The 22,884-nt window shown below is 42.4% G+C and carries 19 protein-coding genes; 6 read left to right on the top strand and 13 right to left on the bottom strand.

The window, feature by feature from the left end; translation table 11 throughout:
* Positions 1 to 96: 96 nt before the first annotated feature.
* The 4 genes from K358_RS0111890 to K358_RS0111875 all read right to left on the bottom strand — a co-directional run bounded on the left by K358_RS0111890 (position 97) and on the right by K358_RS0111875 (position 5,883).
* A complete protein-coding gene (locus K358_RS0111890) occupies positions 97 to 3,255 on the bottom strand; it encodes an efflux RND transporter permease subunit (protein ID WP_027697037.1) in 3,159 nt (1,052 codons plus the stop codon).
* 11 nt (positions 3,256 to 3,266) lie between these two features.
* Positions 3,267 to 4,415 (bottom strand): efflux RND transporter periplasmic adaptor subunit, encoded by a 1,149-nt coding sequence (locus K358_RS0111885; RefSeq protein ID WP_027697036.1) that lies wholly within the window; start codon positions 4,413 to 4,415, stop codon positions 3,267 to 3,269.
* Positions 4,416 to 4,564: 149 nt separating this feature from the next.
* On the bottom strand, positions 4,565 to 5,530 hold the full coding sequence (locus K358_RS0111880; protein ID WP_038150196.1) for a lytic murein transglycosylase: 966 nt from the start codon (positions 5,528 to 5,530) through the stop codon (positions 4,565 to 4,567).
* 80 nt (positions 5,531 to 5,610) lie between these two features.
* A complete protein-coding gene (locus K358_RS0111875; protein ID WP_027697034.1) occupies positions 5,611 to 5,883 on the bottom strand; it encodes a YcgL domain-containing protein in 273 nt (90 codons plus the stop codon).
* 268 nt (positions 5,884 to 6,151) lie between these two features.
* On the opposite strand from K358_RS0111875, the gene minC reads away from it, so the two are divergent.
* The 3 genes from minC to minE all read left to right on the top strand — a co-directional run bounded on the left by minC (position 6,152) and on the right by minE (position 7,982).
* Complete coding sequence (gene minC, locus K358_RS0111870) at positions 6,152 to 6,814, top strand: septum site-determining protein MinC (protein ID WP_027697033.1); 663 nt, start codon at positions 6,152 to 6,154, stop codon at positions 6,812 to 6,814.
* A 90-nt stretch (positions 6,815 to 6,904) separates the two neighbouring features.
* Positions 6,905 to 7,717, top strand: a complete 813-nt coding sequence (gene minD, locus K358_RS0111865; protein ID WP_027697032.1) for a septum site-determining protein MinD — start codon at positions 6,905 to 6,907, stop codon at positions 7,715 to 7,717.
* Position 7,718: 1 nt separating this feature from the next.
* Entirely contained in the window at positions 7,719 to 7,982 is a 264-nt protein-coding gene (minE, locus tag K358_RS0111860; protein WP_027697031.1) for a cell division topological specificity factor MinE, read from the top strand.
* Positions 7,983 to 8,133: 151 nt separating this feature from the next.
* Here minE and rnd read toward each other — a convergent pair whose 3' ends face one another.
* From rnd to yoaA, 6 genes are all read right to left on the bottom strand, one after another.
* Positions 8,134 to 9,252 carry a ribonuclease D gene (gene rnd, locus K358_RS0111855; RefSeq protein ID WP_027697030.1) on the bottom strand — a complete coding sequence of 373 codons (1,119 nt, stop codon included), beginning with the start codon at positions 9,250 to 9,252 and terminating at the stop codon, positions 8,134 to 8,136.
* A gap of 70 nt (positions 9,253 to 9,322) precedes the next feature.
* Positions 9,323 to 11,032 (bottom strand): long-chain-fatty-acid--CoA ligase FadD, encoded by a 1,710-nt coding sequence (fadD, locus tag K358_RS0111850; RefSeq protein WP_027697029.1) that lies wholly within the window; start codon positions 11,030 to 11,032, stop codon positions 9,323 to 9,325.
* A gap of 136 nt (positions 11,033 to 11,168) precedes the next feature.
* Positions 11,169 to 12,041 carry an alpha/beta fold hydrolase gene (locus tag K358_RS0111845; protein WP_038150140.1) on the bottom strand — a complete coding sequence of 291 codons (873 nt, stop codon included), beginning with the start codon at positions 12,039 to 12,041 and terminating at the stop codon, positions 11,169 to 11,171.
* 14 nt (positions 12,042 to 12,055) lie between these two features.
* A complete protein-coding gene (locus K358_RS0111840; protein WP_038150139.1) occupies positions 12,056 to 12,601 on the bottom strand; it encodes a Slp family lipoprotein in 546 nt (181 codons plus the stop codon).
* Positions 12,602 to 12,696: 95 nt separating this feature from the next.
* The gene (tsaB, locus tag K358_RS0111835; RefSeq protein ID WP_027697026.1) at positions 12,697 to 13,413 is read right to left on the bottom strand and encodes a tRNA (adenosine(37)-N6)-threonylcarbamoyltransferase complex dimerization subunit type 1 TsaB; all 717 of its coding nucleotides are present in this window, start codon (positions 13,411 to 13,413) and stop codon (positions 12,697 to 12,699) included.
* Between the two features lie 34 nt (positions 13,414 to 13,447).
* On the bottom strand, positions 13,448 to 15,409 hold the full coding sequence (gene yoaA, locus K358_RS0111830; protein WP_027697025.1) for a DNA repair helicase YoaA: 1,962 nt from the start codon (positions 15,407 to 15,409) through the stop codon (positions 13,448 to 13,450).
* A gap of 294 nt (positions 15,410 to 15,703) precedes the next feature.
* Between yoaA and purU the strand changes: the two genes are divergently transcribed.
* The gene (gene purU, locus K358_RS0111825; protein WP_051241295.1) at positions 15,704 to 16,546 is read left to right on the top strand and encodes a formyltetrahydrofolate deformylase; all 843 of its coding nucleotides are present in this window, start codon (positions 15,704 to 15,706) and stop codon (positions 16,544 to 16,546) included.
* A 219-nt stretch (positions 16,547 to 16,765) separates the two neighbouring features.
* Here purU and K358_RS0111820 read toward each other — a convergent pair whose 3' ends face one another.
* Positions 16,766 to 17,371 carry a VOC family protein gene (locus K358_RS0111820; RefSeq protein WP_038150137.1) on the bottom strand — a complete coding sequence of 202 codons (606 nt, stop codon included), beginning with the start codon at positions 17,369 to 17,371 and terminating at the stop codon, positions 16,766 to 16,768.
* Between the two features lie 273 nt (positions 17,372 to 17,644).
* Between K358_RS0111820 and argS the strand changes: the two genes are divergently transcribed.
* A complete protein-coding gene (argS, locus tag K358_RS0111815) occupies positions 17,645 to 19,378 on the top strand; it encodes an arginine--tRNA ligase (RefSeq protein ID WP_027697022.1) in 1,734 nt (577 codons plus the stop codon).
* A gap of 102 nt (positions 19,379 to 19,480) precedes the next feature.
* Positions 19,481 to 19,912, top strand: a complete 432-nt coding sequence (locus tag K358_RS0111810; protein WP_192999297.1) for an HIT family protein — start codon at positions 19,481 to 19,483, stop codon at positions 19,910 to 19,912.
* A gap of 104 nt (positions 19,913 to 20,016) precedes the next feature.
* On the opposite strand, the gene feoB is transcribed toward K358_RS0111810, so the two are convergent.
* Both feoB and K358_RS0111800 read right to left on the bottom strand, forming a co-directional pair.
* Positions 20,017 to 22,305 (bottom strand): Fe(2+) transporter permease subunit FeoB, encoded by a 2,289-nt coding sequence (feoB, locus tag K358_RS0111805; protein WP_027697020.1) that lies wholly within the window; start codon positions 22,303 to 22,305, stop codon positions 20,017 to 20,019.
* Positions 22,302 to 22,532, bottom strand: coding sequence for a FeoA family protein (locus K358_RS0111800; protein ID WP_027697019.1), 231 nt, complete (start codon positions 22,530 to 22,532; stop codon positions 22,302 to 22,304). The genes feoB and K358_RS0111800 overlap by 4 nt, the downstream gene beginning before the upstream one ends.
* Positions 22,533 to 22,884 lie beyond the last annotated feature (352 nt).

Here is a 22,884-nt window from a genome sequence, read left to right as displayed (position 1 = left end):
TCATTCATCTATATAGACGAGTAAAGACACAAAAAAAAGCAGCAAGTTCAATACTCACTGCCTTCTAAGGTTCTAGTTCATTACTGGTTTTTCAGACTAGTCTTTCGACTCAATAGCCGCTTGTGGCTCTGAAGGTGCTTCAGCTTCAGGCGGTGCAGACTTTCTTTTCACACCAAACAACTTCATTACTGCTACGTAGAATAACGGAACAAAGAAGATAGCTAAGAAAGTTGCAGTCAACATACCACCAATCACCGAAGTACCAATCGCATGACGAGAGTTTGCCCCTGCGCCAGTACTGGTGGCGAGTGGGAGTACACCAAGAATAAAGGCGAATGAAGTCATCAGAATTGGACGTAAACGCATACGACACGCTTCTAATGTTGCTTCTACTAACCCCATGCCTTTTTCATACAAGTCTTTAGCAAATTCGACAATCAAGATGGCATTTTTAGCCGATAGACCAATGGTGGTTAATAAGCCTACTTGTAAATACACATCGTTTTCTAATCCACGCATCATGGTGGCTGCTAACGCCCCAAGTATCCCCAATGGTACGACTAGAATAACCGCCATTGGAATCGTCCAGCTTTCATATAAAGCGGCGAGGCTTAAGAATACGATCAACATAGACAAGGCATATAAAATTGGTGCTTGGTCACCAGATTGACGCTCTTGATATGACATTCCGGTCCAACTCACTGCAACGCCATCTGGCAAGGTTTTAGCAATATCTTCCATCGCTGTCATGGCATCACCAGTACTGTAACCCGGCGCGGCTTCACCTAAGATCTCAACTGCGGAGTTACCATTGTAACGCTGTAAGTTGGGAGAACCCATACCCCAACGCGTATGGCTAAAGGCGTTAAATGGCACCATTTTGTCTTCATTATTGCGTACATACCAATGATTCAAATCATCGGGTGTCATTCGATACGGTGCATCGGCTTGAATGTAAACACGTTTGATACGGCCTTGATCGATAAAGTCATTCACATAAGATGAGCCCCATGCCATCGACAAGGTTTGGTTAATGTCACTGATGCTCACGCCGAGTGCTTTGGCTTTTTCATAATCAAGATCAATGAAGAACTGCGCTTGGTCATCAAGGCCATTTGGACGCACTTTTTGCAATGCCGGATTTTGGTTCGCCGCTTGTAATAACGTATTACGTGCTTCCATGAGTTTATCGTGACCAATACCAGTACGATCTTCTAGGTACATATCAAAGCCGGTTGCTTGGCCTAGCTCACGAATCGCAGGTGGGTTGATGGCAAAAATCACACCCTCATTATTTTGACTAAAATGCTGCATAGCGCGACCAATGATCGAATTTACATCCTGACCCGACTCGGTACGCTCTGACCAATCTTTTAACTCAAGGAAACCCATGCCAGCATTTTGGCTTTGACCAACAAAACTAAAGCCAGAAACTTGGAAGAATGATTTCACCGTATCTTTTTCATTTTCTTCAAAGTATTCACGAACATCAGTCATGACTTTTTCGGTACGTTCTAATGTCGCCCCTGTTGGTAGTTGCACCATCACCATGAAGTTACCTTGGTCTTCCTCAGGCAAGAAGCTTGACGGAATTGAGGTGAACATCCAGCCAATTAAAGGCAGCATGATGGCGTAGACAACAAATAGACGCTTTGGACGACTGAGCGCTTTTTTTACACCATTGGTGTATTTTTCACTTGAGCGATTGAAGTGACGGTTAAACCAACCGAAAAAGCCCGTTGTTTTTTCACCATGATGCGGTTTTAACATAGTGGCACATAATGCCGGTGTGAAGATCATCGCCACAATCACCGATAACACCATTGACGATACGATAGTCAAAGAGAATTGTCGGTAGATTGCCCCCGTTGAACCACTCATAAATGCCATTGGAACAAATACCGCAGATAACACCATGGCAACGCCTATCAAGGCACCGGTGATTTCACTCATCGCTTTACGCGTGGCTTCCAATGGTGGCAGGTTATCTTCCGCCATTACTCGCTCAACGTTTTCTACCACTACGATGGCATCATCCACCAACAAGCCGATGGCAAGTACCATACCGAACATCGTCAAGGTGTTAACGCTAAAGCCCATGATAGACATCACACCAAAAGTACCCAATAACACGACAGGTACAGCAATGGTTGGAATAAGGGTCGCACGCAAATTCTGTAAGAACAGCAGCATAACCAAAAATACCAACACAACCGCTTCAATAAGTGTGTGAACGACTTCTTCAATTGAGATTTTCACAAAAGGAACGGTATCCATGGCTTTCACCACTTTCAGTCCTTCTGGCATCGATTGAGCTAGATCGGCAATTTTGTCATCGACTAATTTCTGGGTATCAATCGCATTCGCACCAGTCGCGAGTTTAATCGCAATACCTGATGCACCATCACCGTTAAACCGTGCGAGCACACTTAAATCTTCACCATTAAGCTCAACGCGCGCGACATCTTTCACACGTACTTGAGAGCCATCAGGGCGAACTTTCAATAAGATATTTTTAAATTGATCGACACTTTCTAGGCGGTTTTGAGCGGTAATAGTGGCATTAATTTGTTGACCGGGAACGGCTGGAGCGCCACCAATTTGACCTACGGTCACTTCGGTATTTTGTGCTTCAATCGCTTGGTAGACATCAATCGGAGTTAATTGATAACTGGTCAATTTAGCCGGATCAAGCCATAAGCGCATGGCATATTGAGAGCCGAATACTTGCACATCACCTACCCCATTTAAACGGCTAAGTGGATCGGCAATATGAGAGCTTACGTAGTCTTGAATATCACTTTGCGTCATGCTGCCATCGGTTGAGATAAACGCCATTACTGACATAAAAGATGCCGATGATTTACGAACACTCAAACCTTGTTTTTGCACTTCACTCGGTAGTTGACTCGTCGCTTGTTGTAATTGGTTTTGTACCTGTACTTGAGCGATATCGGGATCAGTGCCTAGCGCAAAGGTTAGCGTCACAGAAACTGAACCTGAAGAACTACTCGACGACGACATATACAACAGGTTATCTAAACCCGTCATATTTTGTTCGATAACCTGAGTCACGGAATCTTCAGCGGTTTTGGCCGATGCGCCCGGATACATTGCGTTGATTTCAACGGCCGGAGGCGCAATCGTTGGATATTGTTGCACCGGTAGACTGATCACGGACAGAGCACCTGCCAACATGATCAATATTGCGATTACCCAAGAAAATATTGGGCGATCGATAAAAAATCTCACCATGAGTTTACTTCCTATTTGTGGGTGCTTTTCGCATCGTTATCACCAGACACGATAGAAACAGGTGCGTCAGGACGAACTTTCATCAAGTTACTTGCGATGACTTGATCGCCATCTTTCAGACCAGACTCAATCTCCCACTCATTTCCATTAACCGTCGAACCTGTTTTGACCGGACGAACGGCCACTTTACCGTCTTCAACAACAAATACAGTTGCTTGGCCACCTTGACCAAAGTTCACTAATGCTTGCGATAAGGTGTACATCGGTTTTTGATCGGCAATCACAATTTCCGCGCGAACAAACATGCCCGGTAATAAAATCGAATCAGGGTTTGGTACTTTGGCACGCAAGGTAACGCTACCGGTCGAGCTATCCACTTTAGTACCAGAGAAAGTCAGTATGCCCATTTGATCGTACTCAGTACCATCTTCCAGCTTCACACCTACTTTAGGATTATCATTGGAGCCTAAAGTTTTCTTAATTTTCGCCATCGACAAAGAAGATTGCGTCATATTGATGTAGATAGGATCAAGCGGCTGAATAGTCGTTAATGCCACTTCTTGATTCGCGGTCACCAACGCCCCTTCCGTCACATTTGAGATATCAATATGGCCTGAAATCGGCGCAGTAACTTTGGTATATGACAGAGAGATTTTTGCATTATCAAGCGCTGCTTGTGCAACCGCAGACTGAGCTTTGGCTTGCTGCCAATTACCATCTGCCGTGTCATATTCATCTTGGCTAATCAATTTACGTTGTGCGAGATCTTTGTAACGCAGCGCCGTTTTTTTCAGAACCGCTTCATCTGCTTTCGCTTTGGCCAATGCAGCCTGAGCGCTGTTGACATTCGCTTGATAAGGCGCAGGATCAATTTGATACAACAAGTCACCTTGCTCAACCAATTGTCCTTCTTCAAACAAACGTTTTTGTAAGATCCCCGTCACCTGTGGACGCACTTCAGACACTCTTGTCGCCACCACTCGAGCTGGAAGTTCGCTGTACATAGTGGTTGGTTTTTTCGCCATAGTAATAACTTCAACAGGTGTTGCTTGCGGTGCCATAGACTGTTGTTGTGGCTCTGAAGATTGAGAGTCACACCCTGCAATTCCTACAGCCAAAGCCGCTGACAATAATCCCACATTAAAACGGTTTGCGCGCATATTGATGTCTCGATATTAATTTTGAAAACAAAAAGGCTGCCACAAAAAATGTGACAGCCTTCAAAAATACCCAGTTTTAAGCAAAAAAGATATTAAGTAATGCTGAATTTACATTACTTTACTTTTTATTATACACCTGTGCAGCAAGCTTAGTTTTTGTCAACGATTTTATCCGCTAAGGTGCTGACTGCTAAAGCAAAGTAATATGAACGATTCCAATGCATTAACACATTGTAATTGTTGTATACCAAGTAGCTTCGACCCGCTTCATCATCCGGCATAATAAGCCAGGCTTTGATGTCTTCATTGAGCTTAGGTAATGGCGAACCATCTAGGTTAGTAACCCCTAACTTTTGCCATTCTTGTAAGTATTTACCTTTTTCAGCATCACGGCCTTGTAGCTCAGGATCGATCCCATGTGGCACTTGAATTTGACGTCCCCAAGTGTATTTATCATCCCAACCTTCGGTTTTTAGATAGTTGGCAGTAGAAGCAAACACATCGGCCGTAGTCGTCCAGATGTCTTTTTTTCCGTCACCATTACCATCAGCAGCATAATTTAAGAAAGAAGTTGGCATAAACTGACACTGCCCCATCGCACCGGCCCACGAGCCTTTCATATTTTCAGCGCTGATATGGCCTTCATCGATAATTTGTAGGGCTGCCATCGTTTGCTTGCGGAATAACGCCTCACGACGACCATCAAAAGCTAAAGTAGATAAAGCGCCGACCACATTATGATTACCGGTATACCGACCGAAATTACTTTCTACGCCCCATAACGCGACAATAAAGCGAGGTTGTACACCGTAAGTTTCACCAATACGTTTCAGATCATCGAAATGCTCATGATATAAACGCTTTGCTTGTTTGATTTTCCAAGCAGGCACCGCGCGAGGAATATACTCATCGAGCGTTAATTTTTTCTCAGGTTGGTTATTATCCGCTTTCACTGAATGCGGCTTAAAAACCACATCTTTAAACGCCGCTTGAATCGTTGCGTCAGTAATGCCCTTTTCTTTTGCTTCTCGTTTTAATGTCTCAAGGTAAGCATTAAATTTCGTTTCTTGCGTGGCAGTATCATCCACCGTCGCCGCTACTTCAATGGTAGCCATCGTCGAAAAGCTCACTAAACCGGCTAACAGTAGTGCGGAAATGCTGAGTGGCTTAATATTCATACCTATCCTTTTTTATTTTACTGCTCTGATTTTCGAGCTTTATATTCATCCAATAAATTCACTGGCGGTGGTGGCAATTGTAAAAAATAACCATCATCTTTTAGTGATTGTTTTACTTTCTCAATATCCACTAAAGCAAGCTTACGACCTTCCATTTTCATTACCATTACAAAAGTTGGCTTACCAAACATCTCAAGTAGCGTACTTGGCACATCTGAAAAGTCGTCTTTTTTAGGAATGTAGAGGTACATGCCTTCTTTCTTGCTGCTTTTATAAACAGAGCACAACATAATGGATCCTTTTTAATGCTTATTTATTTATACCCAAGTAACGTAAAGTGCGAGTTTGAGCATATACTAGCCAAACACCGATATCACAACGACTTTCACTTGGATTTAGCCTCATTTTTTATCATTATGACAGGCAATTAACCTAATGATGCTTTAAATAGACTATAACATTGTCAGTCTTGATATTGTTACTGTTTCCAATGCTCATTCCAGCATTGTCAATAATGACTATTTTTTCGTGCATTCAACATTCAGAGTAATCATCTCTATGGCTACCAAACCCGATTTAAAAGGCAGTAGTTTTGCTTTATCCGTGCTTCATCTTACTGAGGATAATGTCGAAGATTGCCTGCAATTTTTACACAACAAAGTCGAACAAGCTCCAGCATTTTTCACTCATGCTCCTCTGGTTCTCGACATTGAGAAAGCACCACAAATTGACATAGATTTCGCGAGCTTACGTCAGGGCATTGTGAAAGCTGGCATGATTCCCGTTGGCGTAACTGGCTGCCAAACGCCTTTAATTAAAAAGCATGTTACCGATGCAGGTTTTGCCGTGATGTCGACCAGTAAATCTGGCTATCAAGCACCTGCTGAAATCGTACCAACAAAAGTGGTTCGCACACCGATTCGCTCTGGCCAACAAGTCTACGCAAAAGGTGGCGATCTTGTGATCCTCAATCATGTCAGTGCGGGCGCTGAAGTGATTGCTGATGGTAGTGTTCAAATCCACGGAACCTGTCGAGGCCGTGTGATTGCTGGTGCTAGTGGGCAAAAAGGCGCAATGATTTTATGCGATGACCTACAAGCAGAGTTAGTCTCCATTGCTGGCCACTATTATTTAAGTGACCAAATCGCTCCGGAACATTGGCAGCAAAAAATGCTCGTCACACTACAAGATGAACAATTAAATTTCGATAAAATCAAATAAAAATAATTGTTTATCTATATAAAAATTAAGCATTTGATGTGAAAATAGCATCAAACATTCAGTCTAAGATTCAACATAAAGGGAAATGAAATGGCACGTACTATCGTCGTGACGTCTGGTAAAGGGGGTGTAGGCAAAACTACATCTAGCGCAGCGATTGCCTCAGGTCTTGCATTAAGAGGAAAGAAAACCGCTGTTATCGATTTTGATATTGGCTTACGTAACCTCGACCTTATTATGGGATGTGAGCGTCGTGTGGTTTACGATTTTGTCAACGTTATCAATGGTGAAGCGACGCTTAACCAAGCGCTCATCAAAGACAAACGTTGTGATAACCTTTACATTCTCCCTGCCTCGCAAACCCGTGATAAAGATGCATTGACGCATCTAGGTGTGAAACGTGTATTGACTGAATTACACGATATGGGCTTTGATTTCATTATCTGTGACTCTCCTGCGGGCATCGAACAAGGCGCGTTAATGTCTTTGTACTTTGCTGATGAAGCGGTGATCACCACCAACCCTGAAGTATCTTCTGTACGTGACTCTGACCGTATCCTAGGCTTACTGGATTCTAAATCACTACGTGCCGAGCAAGGTTTAGAGCCAGTAAAACAGCATCTATTATTAACTCGTTATAATCCTTCTCGTGTAACCTCTGGTGAAATGCTGAGTGTGACTGACGTAGAAGATATTTTGCACATCCCTTTACTTGGTGTGATTCCTGAAAGCCAAGCGGTATTAAATGCTTCAAACAAAGGTGTGCCAGTTATTCATGATAATGAGTCAGATGCGGGCCTTGCTTATAGCGACGCAGTTGACCGCCTACTGGGTGAAGAAAAAGAGTTTCGCTTCCTAACCGAAGAGAAGAAAGGCATCTTTAAACGTTTATTTGGAGGCTAATATGTCATTACTGCAATTCTTCCGACCGAAGAAAAAAGATACCGCTAACCTTGCCAAAGAACGTTTACAGATCATTGTTGCTGAGCGTCGTAACCAAGGAAGCGCCAATCCTTCTTACCTTCCTCAGCTAAAAGAAGATATTCTGCAAGTATTGAGCAAATACGTTTCGGTTGATCCATCAATGGTTAACGTCAGCCTAGAGCAAGGCGATGATGATCTTTCGGTGCTAGAGTTGAATATTCAGTTGCCGGAAAAGGAAGAATAAGTTCCTAGTTACGAGTCCCTAGTTCCTAGGCTTTGAACGCTTCCAAAACATAAAAAAGCTGAACCACTTAAAAATGGTTCAGCTTTTTTGATTTCTTTTCCGGTTTATTTCTTTTTCTAGGGACTAGGAACTAGCAGCCTAGAAACCTCTATTAATTCATCTTTTTATTCAACGCCTCACCAACTATCTCCTTACGCCAGCCTTGCATGACATCCGGTAGCTGCTCTGGGTTACGGTCTTTATTCCATACCCAAGAGATAAATTGGTTAAGCTGCTTTTTCGATGCCAGGAACTCGGTGGCTAGGCCTGATGACTCTGAAGATAGTTTCACTTCATCTTTTAGCACTTTGAATAATTGCTTATAGGCTGGATTATCCATTAAACGCGTGATCTTAGCAGGCCATTCGCTTTCTGGTGTTGCTTGGCCTTGCTTCACCATGGCAATCAAAGTATTACCATGACGACGAACTTCACGATGGTCAAAGCCCGCTTCATTCATCGCTTTTAAGCTGGTCATTTCATTGCGACACACTTCCACCATATTGGCTTCTTTAACAATGAAATTTAACGCTAAATCTCGATTTTGTGCTTCTAACAAACGCCACTGAGCAATGATTTTTAAGATGGCTAATTGTTGCGGCTTTAATATCCACGAGCCTTTAACTGATAAATACGCTTGCTCAGGTTTCACTTGTTTCAAACGCTTTTCAACCAGTAGTTGTGATTCTTGCTCAACCGCTTCTAGCCAGCCTTTGGCTTCTACTTGCTCTCGTAACTGTTGATACAGTGGCAGCAAGTAAAAAACATCCGCCGCTGCGTAATCAAGCTGCTTATCAGTTAATGGACGTGCTAACCAATCGGCGCGTGATTCGCTCTTATCAAGTTCCACGCCTAGGTAGTCATTCACTAACGCGGCAAAACCCGTTGATAGACCATAACCTAAAAAGGCGGCCATCAATTGAGTGTCAATCATTGGGGTCGGCGTACAACCAAAAGCATGTTGAAAAACTTCTAAATCTTCACCACAGGCGTGCAAAATCTTGGTCACTGAGGTATCGTTCAGTAACTCCGAGAAAGCCTGCATATCATCAATCTCAAGCGGATCAATCAATACCAGTTGCTCGCCGTCATACAGCTGAATAAGCCCAAGTTGTGGGTGATAAGTACGCGTTCGTACAAATTCGGTATCAAGCATCACAACATCGGCTAAACGTGCATTTTGGCACACCTCAGTAAGTTGTTGACTGTCTTTAATGATGGTGTAATTCACGTCAATCCTTAGATGAAATACCAGAAGTTAATGTCTGGCATTTTAGAGTATATTTCAAAAACAAAAGAAATTACGCCGTTGTTTCTGGCGAGGCTTTGCTTTTCGATAAGTTAGCAATGTTTTCTTCTCTTAGTTCACGTCGTAAGATTTTACCAACATTACTCTTAGGAAGTTCTTCACGAAACTCAACGATTTTCGGGATTTTATAGCCAGTTAAGTGTTCACGACAATGGGCGATAAGCTCTTCTTTGGTTAAGCTATCATCATTTTTCACTACATAAACCTTAACGATTTCACCTGAAGTTTCATGCGGCTGCCCAATCACTGCGACTTCTAATACTTTATTGTGCAGAGCAACAACATCTTCAATTTCATTCGGATACACGTTGAAGCCCGAGACTAATATCATGTCTTTCTTACGATCAACGATGTACATGAAACCTTCATCATCAAAGCGTACGATATCACCGGTTGATAACCAACCATCTTGCGTGATCACTTCTTTGCTCGCTTCTGCGCGGTTCCAGTAACCTTCCATGACTTGAGGGCCGCGTACTTGTAGCTCACCTGTTTGATCGAAACCAAGCACATTGCCTTCATCATCAATAATACGGACTTCGGTCGATGGCATCGCAAGACCAATTGAGCCATTGTATTCTTTTAAATCGTATGGGTAAGCCGCAACCAGAGGAGAACACTCGGTTAGACCATAGCCTTCCAATAAATAACACTTGGTAATTTTAATCCACTTCTCTGCCACCGCGCGCTGAACCGCCATACCGCCACCGACTGATAATCGCAAATGACTAAAGTTCAACTCTTTAAAATCTTCATTATTCACCAGCGCATTAAATAATGTATTTACCCCGGTAATGGCAGTAAATGGCACTTTCTGCAGCTCTTTAACAAAGGTTGGAATATCTCTTGGGTTGGTGATCAATAAGTTCGCGCCACCGACTTCCATAAACAATAAACAGTTAATGGTTAACGCAAACACGTGGTATAGCGGCAATGCAGTCACCACTGTTTCACGGCCTTCACGCAATAACGAGCCATAAGCACCTTTGGCTTGTAGAACGTTCGCTACCATATTGCGATGCGATAAAATTGCACCTTTGGCCACACCAGTCGTACCACCAGTATATTGCAAGAACGCGATATCATCCCCTTCAAGGAAAGGTTTAACGTATTGCAGACGACGACCTTTATACAATGCTTTACGGAATGAGATTGCACCTGGCAAGTGATACTTAGGCACTAAACCTTTTACATATTTCACGACGAAATCAACCGCTGTGCCTTTCACTTTCGGCAGCATTTGACCAAGACTGGTTAAAATCACGTGCTTGATTGGGGTATTAGCAACTACTTTTTCTAGCGTATGAGCAAAGTTAGATACGATCACGATCGCTTTAGCATCGGCATCATTTAACTGATGCTCTAACTCTCGTGGGGTATAAAGCGGGTTTACGTTAACCGCGATCATACCCGCACGTAAAATGCCGAATAAAGCGATTGGATATTGCAATACGTTTGGCATCATTAAGGCAACGCGGTCGCCTTTTTTCAATTTCAAATCATTTTGTAAGTAGGCGGCAAAAGCACGGCTGCGCTCTTCCAACTTACGGAAAGTCATCACTGAGCCCATGTTCATAAAGGCTGGCTGATCAGCAAACTTTTGTACTGATTGCTCGAACATTTCTACCAGTGATGAATATTTATCTGGGTCGATTGTTTCAGGCACATTTTCTGGGTAACGCTCTAACCACGGTTTTTCCACGGTATTTTCCTTCAATTAGTATCACATTCAGTTCGGATAAATTCACACTCAATGAATCAACTGCAATGTATTTTTATTATTCGTTGTTGTTCAAGTGACCCACATGGTAGCGGTAATCACTTTTCAGGTTAAATGCTTAAATCACACTTTTGACGACAAAATGACGAATTATGTCGCTAACTTGGGCAAAAGACTCAATATGACAATGATGTCCACCGGGCACGGTCTCTTCTTGATAATGCTTGATTGCCGCTTTCCTTGATTCTGCCGTTGCCAATTGTGGAAAACCATTCTCCCCCAAAATAACTAAACTTGGGCATTCTATCGCTTGTAAATAAGACAAGCCTTGCTGTTCTGTCATACGAAAAAGTGATTGGCACTTTAGCTTGGGATCATAACGCCAGTACCAATGGCCATCTTGGAGATAAGTACCTCTTTCAATTAAAGGCTTTAGCTGCTTTGCACTTAACTGATTGGCATGCATCCGGTGTAAACAGGCGTCATGTTGCGAATGATAGCGTCGAATCGGTTTGGCTAGCGTTCGTTGTCTACTCAATACTCCTTTACGGAGGCGTTCAGCGCTATTTTCTGCCGGCTCAGTCAGCGGTCCCAAGCCTTCAATTTGGATAAGACCATTCACTTGGTCTGGAAACGCGGCACTATAGCAACTTGCTATTAAAGCACCAAGAGAATGACCGATTAAAATGCATTTATTTGGGGCAATGCTCGCCAATAGCTCATGAATATCGGCGATATAGTCGTGAAATGGATAAAAATTGTCCGAACTTCTATGTTGAGATAGTCCATGTCCAGCCAAATCAACAGACAATAAATGCCAATTTTTTTGCTGTGCGGTTGGTATTAAGGTTTCCAATATTGGCGTAAAACTGGCTGCGTTATCCAACCAACCATGCAAAAATAAAAGAGTGACATTGGCGTGACTCTCTTGTCCAAATTCAAGGCCGGATAATCGCAAATGAGATAACTGAATTTCTCTTTCTTGCAACATAATTGTGTTATGCCCTATTTCACTTCTTGGATCACTCTAGCCCTAGTTGGCCCATATTTATGGCAAAAAGCGGAGCCTCGTAGGCAACCACCCATCCACCAATCATCATTTTCAATATACGTTGATTTTTCGATAGTCCATAAACGTTGGCCATTGGCTTTCAATACAGGGAAAGTATAAGAATATTCACCCACTTTCCCTTTTTCTGGCACTGTACTTTGCCCGACGACAGTGATCAAGCGTCCCGATTTATAATTGACCGGCTCCAAGAAACCATCCACATAAGCGACAAAGCGTCCTTTCGGCTCACTCTCTAAGCTCGGCTTACCATTTGAAGAAATCGGCAAATTTACAATTTCAATTCGGGTTTGATCTGGAAGATTGGTGACTTTGGTTATGATGCCGCCTAAGCGAACTTCAACCGATTTATCTGGGTCGGAATTAATCCATTGTTGATAGTCAGTAATTGGTTGCGCCGAGGTCGCTTCTAGCTCAGGTGGCAAAGAAGAACATGCAGATAATCCAATAAGCATTAAAAACAACAAACCATACTTTTTCATGCTTTCATTCCTTATTGACTATCGGCATGTGTGATCACGAATACTCTCTATGACCGTAATAAACCCGCTCAAGTTCCGCAGCAAAATATGAGAACTTACTCACGACCTGGCAGTTTTTTCCATGTCACTTTATCGCGTAGATAGGTTGGGCTCGCTTGTTCGGCGTCAACCGTATTTCCTTTTTGCCATTCAAATTGTGCTAACACGGCAATGTCTTGCGCTTCAGGATACAAAACTTCACCTTTTGTCATCGATAAAGGTAGGCTCGCCAATGATTCAGCATACGCATCCCAACCGGTGCCGGCTTGAGTCCACTCACCTTGTTGCGATGTTAAATGTTCAGCCAGTTCTTGTGGTGGAATCACGCATTCTAGTTGGCCATCCGATACTGCAACAGCTTGCCATTCACCATTGGTTTGACGTTGATATTGACCCCAATAGATTTCACTCATGCGTGCATCAATCGCTGCCACAACATTCTCAGATTGCTGAGTACGGTAGGTTGCTTGCGCCATCGCAGTTAATGTAGAAATGCCAATCATTGGCAACTCAGCACCAAAGGCTAAACCTTGCGCAATACCGATACCAATACGCACGCCGGTAAAACTACCCGGACCACGACCAAAGGCTAGCGCATCGAGATCTTGTAATGTGACACCGCCTTCTTTTAAGACTTCATCGACCATTGGCAGAATTTTTTTAGTGTGATCACGAGGTGCTACTTCACTGCGTGCGATGATGCGATCATCAATCATTAAGGCAACAGAACAGTTTTCTGTTGATGTATCTAAGGCTAGGATTTTTGCGCTCATTAAGGCCTCAAGCTAGTTGTTGTCTATCATGACTCTAGGGTTTATTTACTATAGAGCATGATTGAGATAAGAATTCCGATACTTTATTTAAATCCCGAGTTCGTGGGATTGGTGGTAGGCTCTGTAAGAAGATCCCACCATAATCACGTGTCACTAAGCGATTATCGCAAATGATTAGCACACCTTTGTCTTTTTGATCTCGAATCAAACGACCTACCCCTTGCTTTAAGGTAATCACCGCATCAGGCAATTGTACTTCCGCAAATGCATCACCTTGTTTGAGTCGGCAATCTTCAATTCGCGCTTTGAGCAATGGATCATCTGGGGCAGTAAAAGGTAGTTTGTCGATGATAACACAGCTTAACGCGTCGCCTCTAACATCTATCCCTTCCCAAAAAGCGCCAGTGGCGACTAAAACGGCATTACCATGTTCGATAAATTCATTCAGCAGTTTTTGCTTACTGGTTTCACCTTGTACGAGTACTGGTAAATCAAGTTGCTCACGAAATAGATCCGCCAAACGACGCATCATTTGGTGAGAGGTACATAAAAAGAAACAGCGACCATTATTCGCTTCAATCACTGGCCCTAGCATTTGAGCCAGCTTTTCTGCCATACCAACACTATTCGGTTCTGGTAAATATCGAGGGACGCACAATAGCGCTTGAGATTGATAATCAAACGGACTAGGTAGAGTAAATTGTTGGGCAGGTTCAATACCTAGTCGTTCGGTAAAATGTTTAAAGTCATCGCGCACCGCAAGGGTTGCCGAAGTGAAAATCCAACTGCCCTGCTTGGTGGCGATTTGTTCTTTAAATTTATCCGATACCGAGAGCGGCGTAATGTGCAACACAAAGTGGCGTGGGCTACATTCAAACCAATAGGAATAACCGGTAATGGAAGTATCACAAACTCGAGTAAGGCGGCTTTTAATCATGTGGGTACGTTCATAGGCCGCATCTAATAACTCACTACGCCCTAGTGCGATTTTTAAAACTTCTAATGCTAAATCTAGCGCTTCGTGTAACCGTTCAATTTCACGCATTACCGCTTGAGATTTGATCGCTTCTCGCCAATTGCCACGAATACTTTTTCCAGAGGAGTTGGAGCCTTGATAATTGATATCACCAAGAATGATCCGGAGATCCATAAAGGTTTGCACCAGCTTAGTGGCGATTTTTTGCAACTGACGCATGTCTTTCGCTTCAGTGCGATAGCCAATTTCAATATCTTTGGCCAGTTCTTGAATTTGGCGGCTTGAAATCGATTGTCCAAAATATTGGCTGGCAATATCAGGTAATTGGTGGGCTTCATCGAAAATAAATACGTCAGCATCGGGAATGAGCTCACCAAAGCCGGTTTCTTTAATGGCTAAATCGGCTAAGAATAAATGATGGTTAACCACGACCAGATCGGAATCCATCGCCTTTTTGCGTGCTTTCAACACAAAGCAATCTTGATAACTTGGGCATTCTTTACCAAGGCAATTATCGTTGGTTGAGGTGATATTGCTGATAATCGGTGAGTCTTCGGCTATCGCTTCACAATCTCCTAAATCGCCGGTTTTACTTTCCGATGACCAAGACCGCACCTTGACCAGTTGCGATAACAATTCTGGATCCGCTTCATTGGTATGGCTTTCAATTAATTGACGACTTAATCGATCTAAGCATAGGTAGTTTGAGCGACCTTTTAATAGCGAGACATGGCCAGTAAAACCTAGTGCATTCACCATTAATGGTAAATCTCGGTGGAATAGTTGTTCTTGCAGGTTTTTCGAACCGGTACTGATTATGACTTTTTTGCCACTCAATAACGCAGGGACTAGGTAGGCAAAAGTTTTACCGGTTCCGGTTCCCGCTTCAACCACCAGCTGCTGATCGTTTTTAATCGCTTGATGCACCGCTTCGGCCATATCTATCTGAGGCTGACGCGGTTGAAACCCAGGAATGGCTTTACCTAGAGCGCCAGAAGAAGAGAATGTTTTTGAAATCATCAGATATCATTTCCTGAAACGTTAAAGCGAAGGTCTAATTAAAGCGAGAGTCTAATTAAAACAAAAGCCCAATTATGGCAGTTTTGAGTAAACAGTGAAATGACGTTATCAAACTCACGACTTAATACTTGTATAAAATGGCAGGTAATAAATACGCTTGCTAAATGATTTACAGACCGTTAGATTGTTCAGTCACTTTTGATTGCTACCCCCTCAGCACTCATGATTATTTGGTAAGTTTATTGACTGGCGCTTTCAATTTCGCCATTCGATTTTGTCACTTTGGATTTTGGTATGAATAACTTGGAAAAAAAGACGCTGTTGACTCATTGCAGCGATGAACGTGGATTGATTGCTAAAATCACCAATATCTGTTTTAAGCACCAGCTAAACATTATTCACAACAATGAATTTGTAGATAATGCTAGCGGTCACTTTTTCATGAGAACCGAGCTTGAAGGGACATTTAATGATGAAGCGTTACTTGCGGATTTAGATCTAGCTCTACCAGCAAGTAGCAAACGCTCGTTAATCAGCTCATCACGCAAAAAAATCGTCATCATGGTGACCAAGGAAGCCCATTGCCTTGGTGATATTTTAATGAAAGCCTACGATGGTAGCTTGGATGTTGAAATTGCTGCTGTAGTAGGTAACTACGATAAATTGCAAACCTTAACCGAGCGTTTTGATATTCCTTATCACCATATTTCTCATGAAGGTTTAAGCCGTGAAGAGCATGAAGAAAAAATGCTTGAAGTGATCAAAGGTTATGACCCACGTTACGTGGTACTGGCAAAATACATGCGCGTTTTAACACCTAACTTTGTGGCGCAGTTCCCACATAAAATTATCAATATTCATCATAGCTTTTTACCGGCTTTTATTGGCGCTAAGCCTTATCAACAAGCGTTTGATCGCGGGGTAAAAATCATTGGCGCGACCGCTCACTTTGTAACGAATGACCTCGATGAAGGCCCAATTATTAAGCAGGATGTGATCCCTGTGGATCATAATTTTAGCGCCGCAGATATGGCGCAAGCAGGGCGAGATGTCGAAAAGAATGTGCTAAGCAAGGCATTAAATAAAGTGGTTAATGACCATGTCTTTGTTTATGGCAATAAGACTGTGATTTTATAAACAATATACTCATCGTACTTGAAGCTGCAGCTTTGTTGCCGGTGTTCATTCTCCCCAATCACATAGACAAGCTATGCTCATGGGGCCTCATTCACTTGTCGCCTCACTGCAACCCCAATTACTTTTGGTATATACATTTATAATAAAAATAGGGGCGCTCGGTTTTTAGCTTAGCGCCCCTGTTAGTTTTAAGCGATTTATTTTAGAAAGGTAAGTTCATTACGCTTGTTCGCTGGCAATAACTTCTTTTAACGTATGTGGATGTAGCTTAATACACACGCCATTTTTCTTGAAAGCCACGGTCGGGTTGGCCAATCGCTCTCCCTCTCCTTGCGGGCTAGATAGTTTCACTTTAACGCCTTTTTCAGCCAAGCTATCCCAGTTGGCTGCTAATTGCGGAAATACGGCTTTTACCTCTTCGACAAATTCTTGTGCGGTTTTCGCGAAGCTAGGCACCACAAACTCCACATGCTCCCAACCTTCATTCGGATAGGTTTTATCACTGGGATAAGGCAGCTCTAAACACTCAATATTATGATTTTCAACTTTTACAGGTTTATCAAACTCAATCACAATAATTGGGCGACCGTTAATCATCGCATTAGAAATTTGTCTGCCTTGGGTTAGCCATTGTTGGTGTGCGTTTTTTGCCACCTCAAGATCATTGATTCGCATCGCAATGTGGTCAGCCACAAGCGATTGAGTCTCGATACCCAACTCACCTGCCAAGGTTAAAATATCGCCCCAAAAACGAGGTAGATCAGCCAGCAATGCTGTCGGAAATAATGAATTAGGTGATAAAGAAGTTGATGCTGAAGCAGCCATAATCGTGGATATCCAAAATATAAAGTTATAGCGGAAGTGTATCTGAAATATTTCGGCAACCAAAGCAATTGAAATTGCCAATATACTCAAGTGACGTAGGTATAAAACGATGGGTTAAGGGTTATCGCTAATAAAATCGCTTTAAATTGCAGATTAGGTTTTTCATGTACCGGTAAATATTGGTATCATGGATCACATTTTCTAATTAAAAATTTTGACTGGTTGTTGATTGAAAAAACAACCAGTCTTACAGCTACTACATAGGAAGCACACGTGAATATTGCAGCCCTTATTAATGACAAAGTATCGAAAGCTCTCGAAGCCGCTGGCGCACCCGCTGGAAGCCCAGCAGCAGTTCGACAATCAGCCAAAGCACAATTTGGTGATTACCAAGCAAACGGTGTTATGGGTGTAGCAAAAAAATTGGGTATGAACCCTCGTGAGTTTGCACAAAAAGTGATTGATGTTTTAGACCTAGACGGTATCGCGAGCAAAACTGAAATTGCTGGCCCGGGTTTTATTAACATTTTCCTAGACCCTGCTTTCTTAGCTAAACAAGCGTCTGCAGCACTAGCCGATGAGCGTTTAGGCATTGCCACTCAACCACAACAAACCATCGTTGCCGATTACTCTGCGCCAAACGTTGCAAAAGAAATGCACGTTGGTCACTTACGTTCAACCATCATCGGTGATGCGGTAGTGCGTACGCTTGAGTTTTTAGGCCACAAAGTGATTCGTGCTAACCACATTGGTGACTGGGGCACTCAATTTGGTATGTTGATTGCCAACCTTGAACGTGTCGAAAAAGAACAAGGCGAAGTTTCAATGGAACTGGCCGATCTTGAAGGTTTCTACCGCGAATCGAAAAAATTATACGATGAAGATGAAGCATTTGCAGAACGTGCTCGTGGCTACGTAGTAAAACTACAAGGCGGTGATGAACATTGCGCGAAAATGTGGAAGAAATTGGTCGATGTCACCATGATCCAAAACCAGCGTAACTATGACCGCCTAAATGTTTCTTTAACTCGTAATGACGTCATGGGTGAGAGTATGTATAACGACATGCTATCGATTATCGTGGCCGATCTCAAAGAGAAAGGACTAGCCGTTGAGAGCGAAGGGGCACAAGTCGTTTTCCTTGATGAATACAAAAACAAAGATGGCGAGCCTATGGGCGTTATCGTGCAAAAACGTGATGGTGGTTACCTATACACCACAACCGACATTGCATGTGCGAAGTATCGTTATGAAACACTAGGTGCAGATCGCGTGCTGTACTTTATTGATTCACGTCAGCATCAGCATCTAATGCAAGCTTGGACTATCGTGCGTAAAGCCGGTTATGTTCCTGAGTCTGTTTCTCTCGAACACCATGCTTTCGGTATGATGTTAGGCAAAGATGGCCGCCCATTTAAAACTCGTGCTGGCGGTACAGTTCGTTTAGCCGATCTTCTTGATGAAGCCACTGAACGTGCGCAAAAACTGATTGAAGAGAAAAACCCAGAACTTTCGACGGAAGAAAAAGCCAACATCGCTAACACAGTGGCAATGGCCGCAGTGAAATACTCAGACCTTTCTAAGCACCGCACCACCGATTACATCTTCGACTGGGACAACATGCTAGCGTTCGAAGGTAACACGGCCCCTTACATGCAATATGCCTACACTCGTGTCGCGTCTATCTTTGCCAAAGCAGGCATCGACATGAACAGCCTATCTGGTGATATCATGGTAGGTGATGACAAAGAAAAAGCACTTATTTCTAAACTTCTTCAATTTGATGAAGCAGTATCATCAGTCGCTCGTGAAGGTCAACCTCACCTAATGTGTAGCTATCTATTTGAGCTAGCAGGTCAGTTCTCTAGTTTCTATGAAGCCTGTCCTATCTTGAGCGCTGAAGATGAAGCTGTGAAGCAAAGCCGTTTGAAACTGGCTGCTCTAACGGCTAAGACCATCAAACAAGGTCTTGATCTACTAGGGATTAAAACCTTAGAACGCATGTAATCAATACGCGTTACTAATATATAAATGATCCCCTTGAGCAATCGAGGGGATTTTTTTATCCATTTGGTGATATGATTTTTTAATATCCATTTTAAAGGACTGATTATGAGCTTTACACTGCATCCACAATTGCAAAAAGATACCGATGTTATCGGTGAATTCCCTCTTTGCTTAGCACTACTACATAAAGAAAATATCGGCCCTTGGGTGATCTTAGTACCTAAAATTAATTACCTTCAAGAGCTGCATCATTTACCAATGGAACAGCAGCAGCAATTCCTAGTTGAATCTCAAACGGTATTCGAAAACTTAGAAAAGTTATTTAATCCTAAAAAGCTCAATTTAGGCGCACTTGGAAACATGGTGCCGCAATTGCATATTCATCATATTGCGCGTTTTGAAACCGATGTCGCTTGGCCGGGTCCAGTTTGGGGAAATACAGAAGGGAAACAACGCTCACCACAAGAGAGCGAAAGCTTGATTCAAACTCTTGCGGATGCATTTAAGAGTCAATACCCGCAATTTAGCCGCTAAGCTGATACCAATAAAAAAGATTCGCCCTCATAAAAAAGATTAGCAGCAATAAAAAAGGCTCAGAGCTTTCACATTCTGAGCCTTTCTTATTATTCAGCAGTCAGCTAGTTAATGTTGACCACATCAATTCGTAATGCTTGTTCTTTTTGTCCTATCTGCTTTAAGCGAATATACACAATCACAAAAGCAATCAGCATCAAACCTATCCATAAGCTGCTCGATAATGGATGTGCAGCAAAGCTGGTTGCTTGATAATAAATCACCGCTGAGGCATAAGCTAAGAACATGGTCCACAAACCAATGAAGCGAGCAAACTTAGGACCGAATTCACGAACATACGCCCCCATCGCAGCTACACATGGTGTGTATAGCAATATAAACAATAAGTAGGCAAAGGCTGCACCACCCGTCACAAAGTAGGCTTGTAAATTACCAAAGATCCCTGAACTTACGCCTTGTTCCTCTGCTGCCGCAGTTGAATCACCAAGATCGCCAACTTCAATGCCTAGAGGATCACTAAAGCTTAAACCTGCAAGGTTATCGGGGATAGTTTGTAGCGCCTCTTTAAGGCTATCAACTAGATTAAATTCTGCGGCGTCTTCTTGTGGATCTGAATAAAGGTTATTCAATGTTCCCACTACCGCTTCTTTAGCAAAAATACCGGTAATAATACCAACCGTCGCTGGCCAGTTATCCTGATCCACGCCCATTGGTTCAAACACAGGCGTAACCACTTGTGCGGCTTTAGAAAGCACTGAACTCTGGCTATCTTCATTACCAAATGAGCCATCTGTTCCGAGTGAATTAAAGAAGCTTAATACCGCGACCACGATTACAATCGTCTTACCTGCACCAAGTACGAAACGTTTTAGTTTTTGCCATGTTTTTAATCCAACATTACGCAAGGTTGGAATTTCATAATCGGGGATTTCCATTATGAAACTACTACTTTTACCCGGATAAAGCGTCTTCTTAAGTAGCATACCGGTAAATACTGCGGCTAAAATGCCGAGTATGTACAAAGCAAATACAACGTTCTGACCATTGTTCGGAAAAAAAGCAGCGGCAAACAGTGTATATACCGGTAGACGTGCACCACATGACATAAATGGCGCCATTGCTGCCGATAACTTACGTTCACGCTCTTGGTCCATGGTACGTGTCGCCATAATTGCCGGCACGTTACAACCGAAGCCTAAAATCAATGGCACAAACGCTTTACCCGGCAAGCCAATTTTTTGCATCACTTTATCGAGTACAAAAGCTGCTCGCGCCATATAGCCGGAACTTTCTAGTAACGATAAAAACAAGTACAAACAAGCGATAACAGGAATAAAGGTAGCAACCGTTTGAATACCACCACCAATACCATCAGCAATAACCGTAACCAACCAAACAGGTAAGTGTCCATCAAGTAAGTAATGCCCGCCATCAACCAATATTGCCCCTACACCGATATCGAAAAAATCGATAAAGGCACTACCAATATTGATAGAAAACATAAACATTAAGTACATAACGCAAAAGAAAAATGGAATGCCAAACCATTTATTTAAAACAATCTGATCAACTTTTTGAGTGAAGTTTTTACTTAAAGCGGAATCCAGGATACGAACTTGCTTACATACCTCATGTAAGTAGCTATATTTGGTATTTGTGATCGCTAGATCGATATCAAAATCCGCCGCTAATCTTTCTGATAATGCTTTATGCAGTTCTAAATCATTTGCTGAAAGGTGAGATAGCATTAAACCATCTTGCTCTAATGCACGAATAGACATGGCACGAGGAGAAATAATACGCTCAGCAGGCCATAGAGGGTTTAATTCAGCAATAGCGGATTCGATTTGAGAACCGTAATCAAGGTTCAAACTTGCAAGCTCAATAGGAGTTTGGGATATTTTATGGAGGTCATCTTTAAATTTGGCGACTTGCTGCTTATTGATAGCAGAAAGAATATAAACAGGGCAACCGAGTTCTTTCGATAAAGCATCAACATCAATTTCTTGGCGCTCACGATGTAATGCATCCAGTTTATTCAGCACCACGATCATTGGACGACCTAACTCACGCAATTGTAGAGTCATATATAAACTGCGTTCAAGGCTAGTCGCGTCCACCACATTAATAATCAGATCAGCTTGCATAGCCGAAACCGCTGAAGAGGCAATCGACTCATCAATACTATTGGCATCATTGGCACTATCTAATGAATAAATACCAGGTAAATCGGTCAGATTAAATTGCGTTTGCTTATGGTTAAAAGAGCCGGTCTTTTTCTCAACAGTCACACCAGCCCAGTTGCCAACATGCTGCTTAGCACCGGTTAAGCCATTAAATAGTGTTGTTTTACCACTATTTGGGTTACCAACGGTTAAAATATTAAAGCTCATTGGCCCACCTCAATCTCAATTTCTTCAGCTACTTTGCCCCTTATTGCTAAAGACACTCCGCGCACTTCAACTTGCAATGGATCACCTAAAGGGGCTTTACGAATTAAGGTCACTGGAGTATTGGGTAGCATACCCATGATCATTAGCTTTTTTCTAATGTCATTTGGAAGCGCATTTAAGTGCACAATATTGGCACTTTGACCCATTTTTAATTCACTTAATTTCATACTGTAACAAAACCTTTAATGAGAACTATTAGCATTTACATGTATAATACACTTTATTACATTTCATTTCTTGCGTTAGGTCAATTTAACATTGTAATGAAATGGCTATTTGTCACTTAAATTCTCTGTTATGGGAAAAATGGCATCTGGATTGAATGTCAAAACCGTCAGCTCTGTTTTTAAGTTTACGTCAAAAACGTCAATTTAAAAGATTCCCCAGAAAAAACGCCCTTCCCTACAAACAAATAAGCCATTGAAAATAAAAGAGTAAAATAAAAAATATAAACTTGTCGCTAATCTCATAGATCATTGTCGTTATTTTTATACGAAAAATAAGTCCATTCCCGTATAA

It is taken from the genome of Vibrio litoralis DSM 17657 (assembly GCF_000426765.1).
Lineage (GTDB): Bacteria > Pseudomonadota > Gammaproteobacteria > Enterobacterales > Vibrionaceae > Vibrio > Vibrio litoralis.
Note: the sequence above shows the minus strand (reverse complement) of the source record. Positions and strands in the feature narration are given on the sequence as shown.

Excerpts from the sequence above, each read along its gene's own strand:
- K358_RS0111890 (WP_027697037.1), bottom strand. The coding sequence starts at position 3,255 with ATGGTGAGATTTTTTATCGATCGCCCAATATTTTCTTGGGTAATCGCA.
- K358_RS0111875 (WP_027697034.1), bottom strand. The coding sequence starts at position 5,883 with ATGTTGTGCTCTGTTTATAAAAGCAGCAAGAAAGAAGGCATGTACCTC.
- K358_RS0111800 (WP_027697019.1), bottom strand. The coding sequence starts at position 22,532 with ATGAAATTAAGTGAATTAAAAATGGGTCAAAGTGCCAATATTGTGCAC.
- minE (WP_027697031.1), top strand. The coding sequence starts at position 7,719 with ATGTCATTACTGCAATTCTTCCGACCGAAGAAAAAAGATACCGCTAAC.
- K358_RS0111840 (WP_038150139.1), bottom strand. The coding sequence starts at position 12,601 with ATGAAAAAGTATGGTTTGTTGTTTTTAATGCTTATTGGATTATCTGCA.
- K358_RS0111880 (WP_038150196.1), bottom strand. The coding sequence starts at position 5,530 with ATGGCTACCATTGAAGTAGCGGCGACGGTGGATGATACTGCCACGCAA.
- tsaB (WP_027697026.1), bottom strand. The coding sequence starts at position 13,413 with ATGAGCGCAAAAATCCTAGCCTTAGATACATCAACAGAAAACTGTTCT.
- K358_RS0111820 (WP_038150137.1), bottom strand. The coding sequence starts at position 17,371 with ATGGCTGCTTCAGCATCAACTTCTTTATCACCTAATTCATTATTTCCG.
- purU (WP_051241295.1), top strand. The coding sequence starts at position 15,704 with ATGAATAACTTGGAAAAAAAGACGCTGTTGACTCATTGCAGCGATGAA.
- minD (WP_027697032.1), top strand. The coding sequence starts at position 6,905 with ATGGCACGTACTATCGTCGTGACGTCTGGTAAAGGGGGTGTAGGCAAA.
- K358_RS0111885 (WP_027697036.1), bottom strand. The coding sequence starts at position 4,415 with ATGCGCGCAAACCGTTTTAATGTGGGATTATTGTCAGCGGCTTTGGCT.
- minC (WP_027697033.1), top strand. The coding sequence starts at position 6,152 with ATGGCTACCAAACCCGATTTAAAAGGCAGTAGTTTTGCTTTATCCGTG.
- feoB (WP_027697020.1), bottom strand. The coding sequence starts at position 22,305 with ATGAGCTTTAATATTTTAACCGTTGGTAACCCAAATAGTGGTAAAACA.
- K358_RS0111845 (WP_038150140.1), bottom strand. The coding sequence starts at position 12,041 with ATGTTGCAAGAAAGAGAAATTCAGTTATCTCATTTGCGATTATCCGGC.
- yoaA (WP_027697025.1), bottom strand. The coding sequence starts at position 15,409 with ATGATTTCAAAAACATTCTCTTCTTCTGGCGCTCTAGGTAAAGCCATT.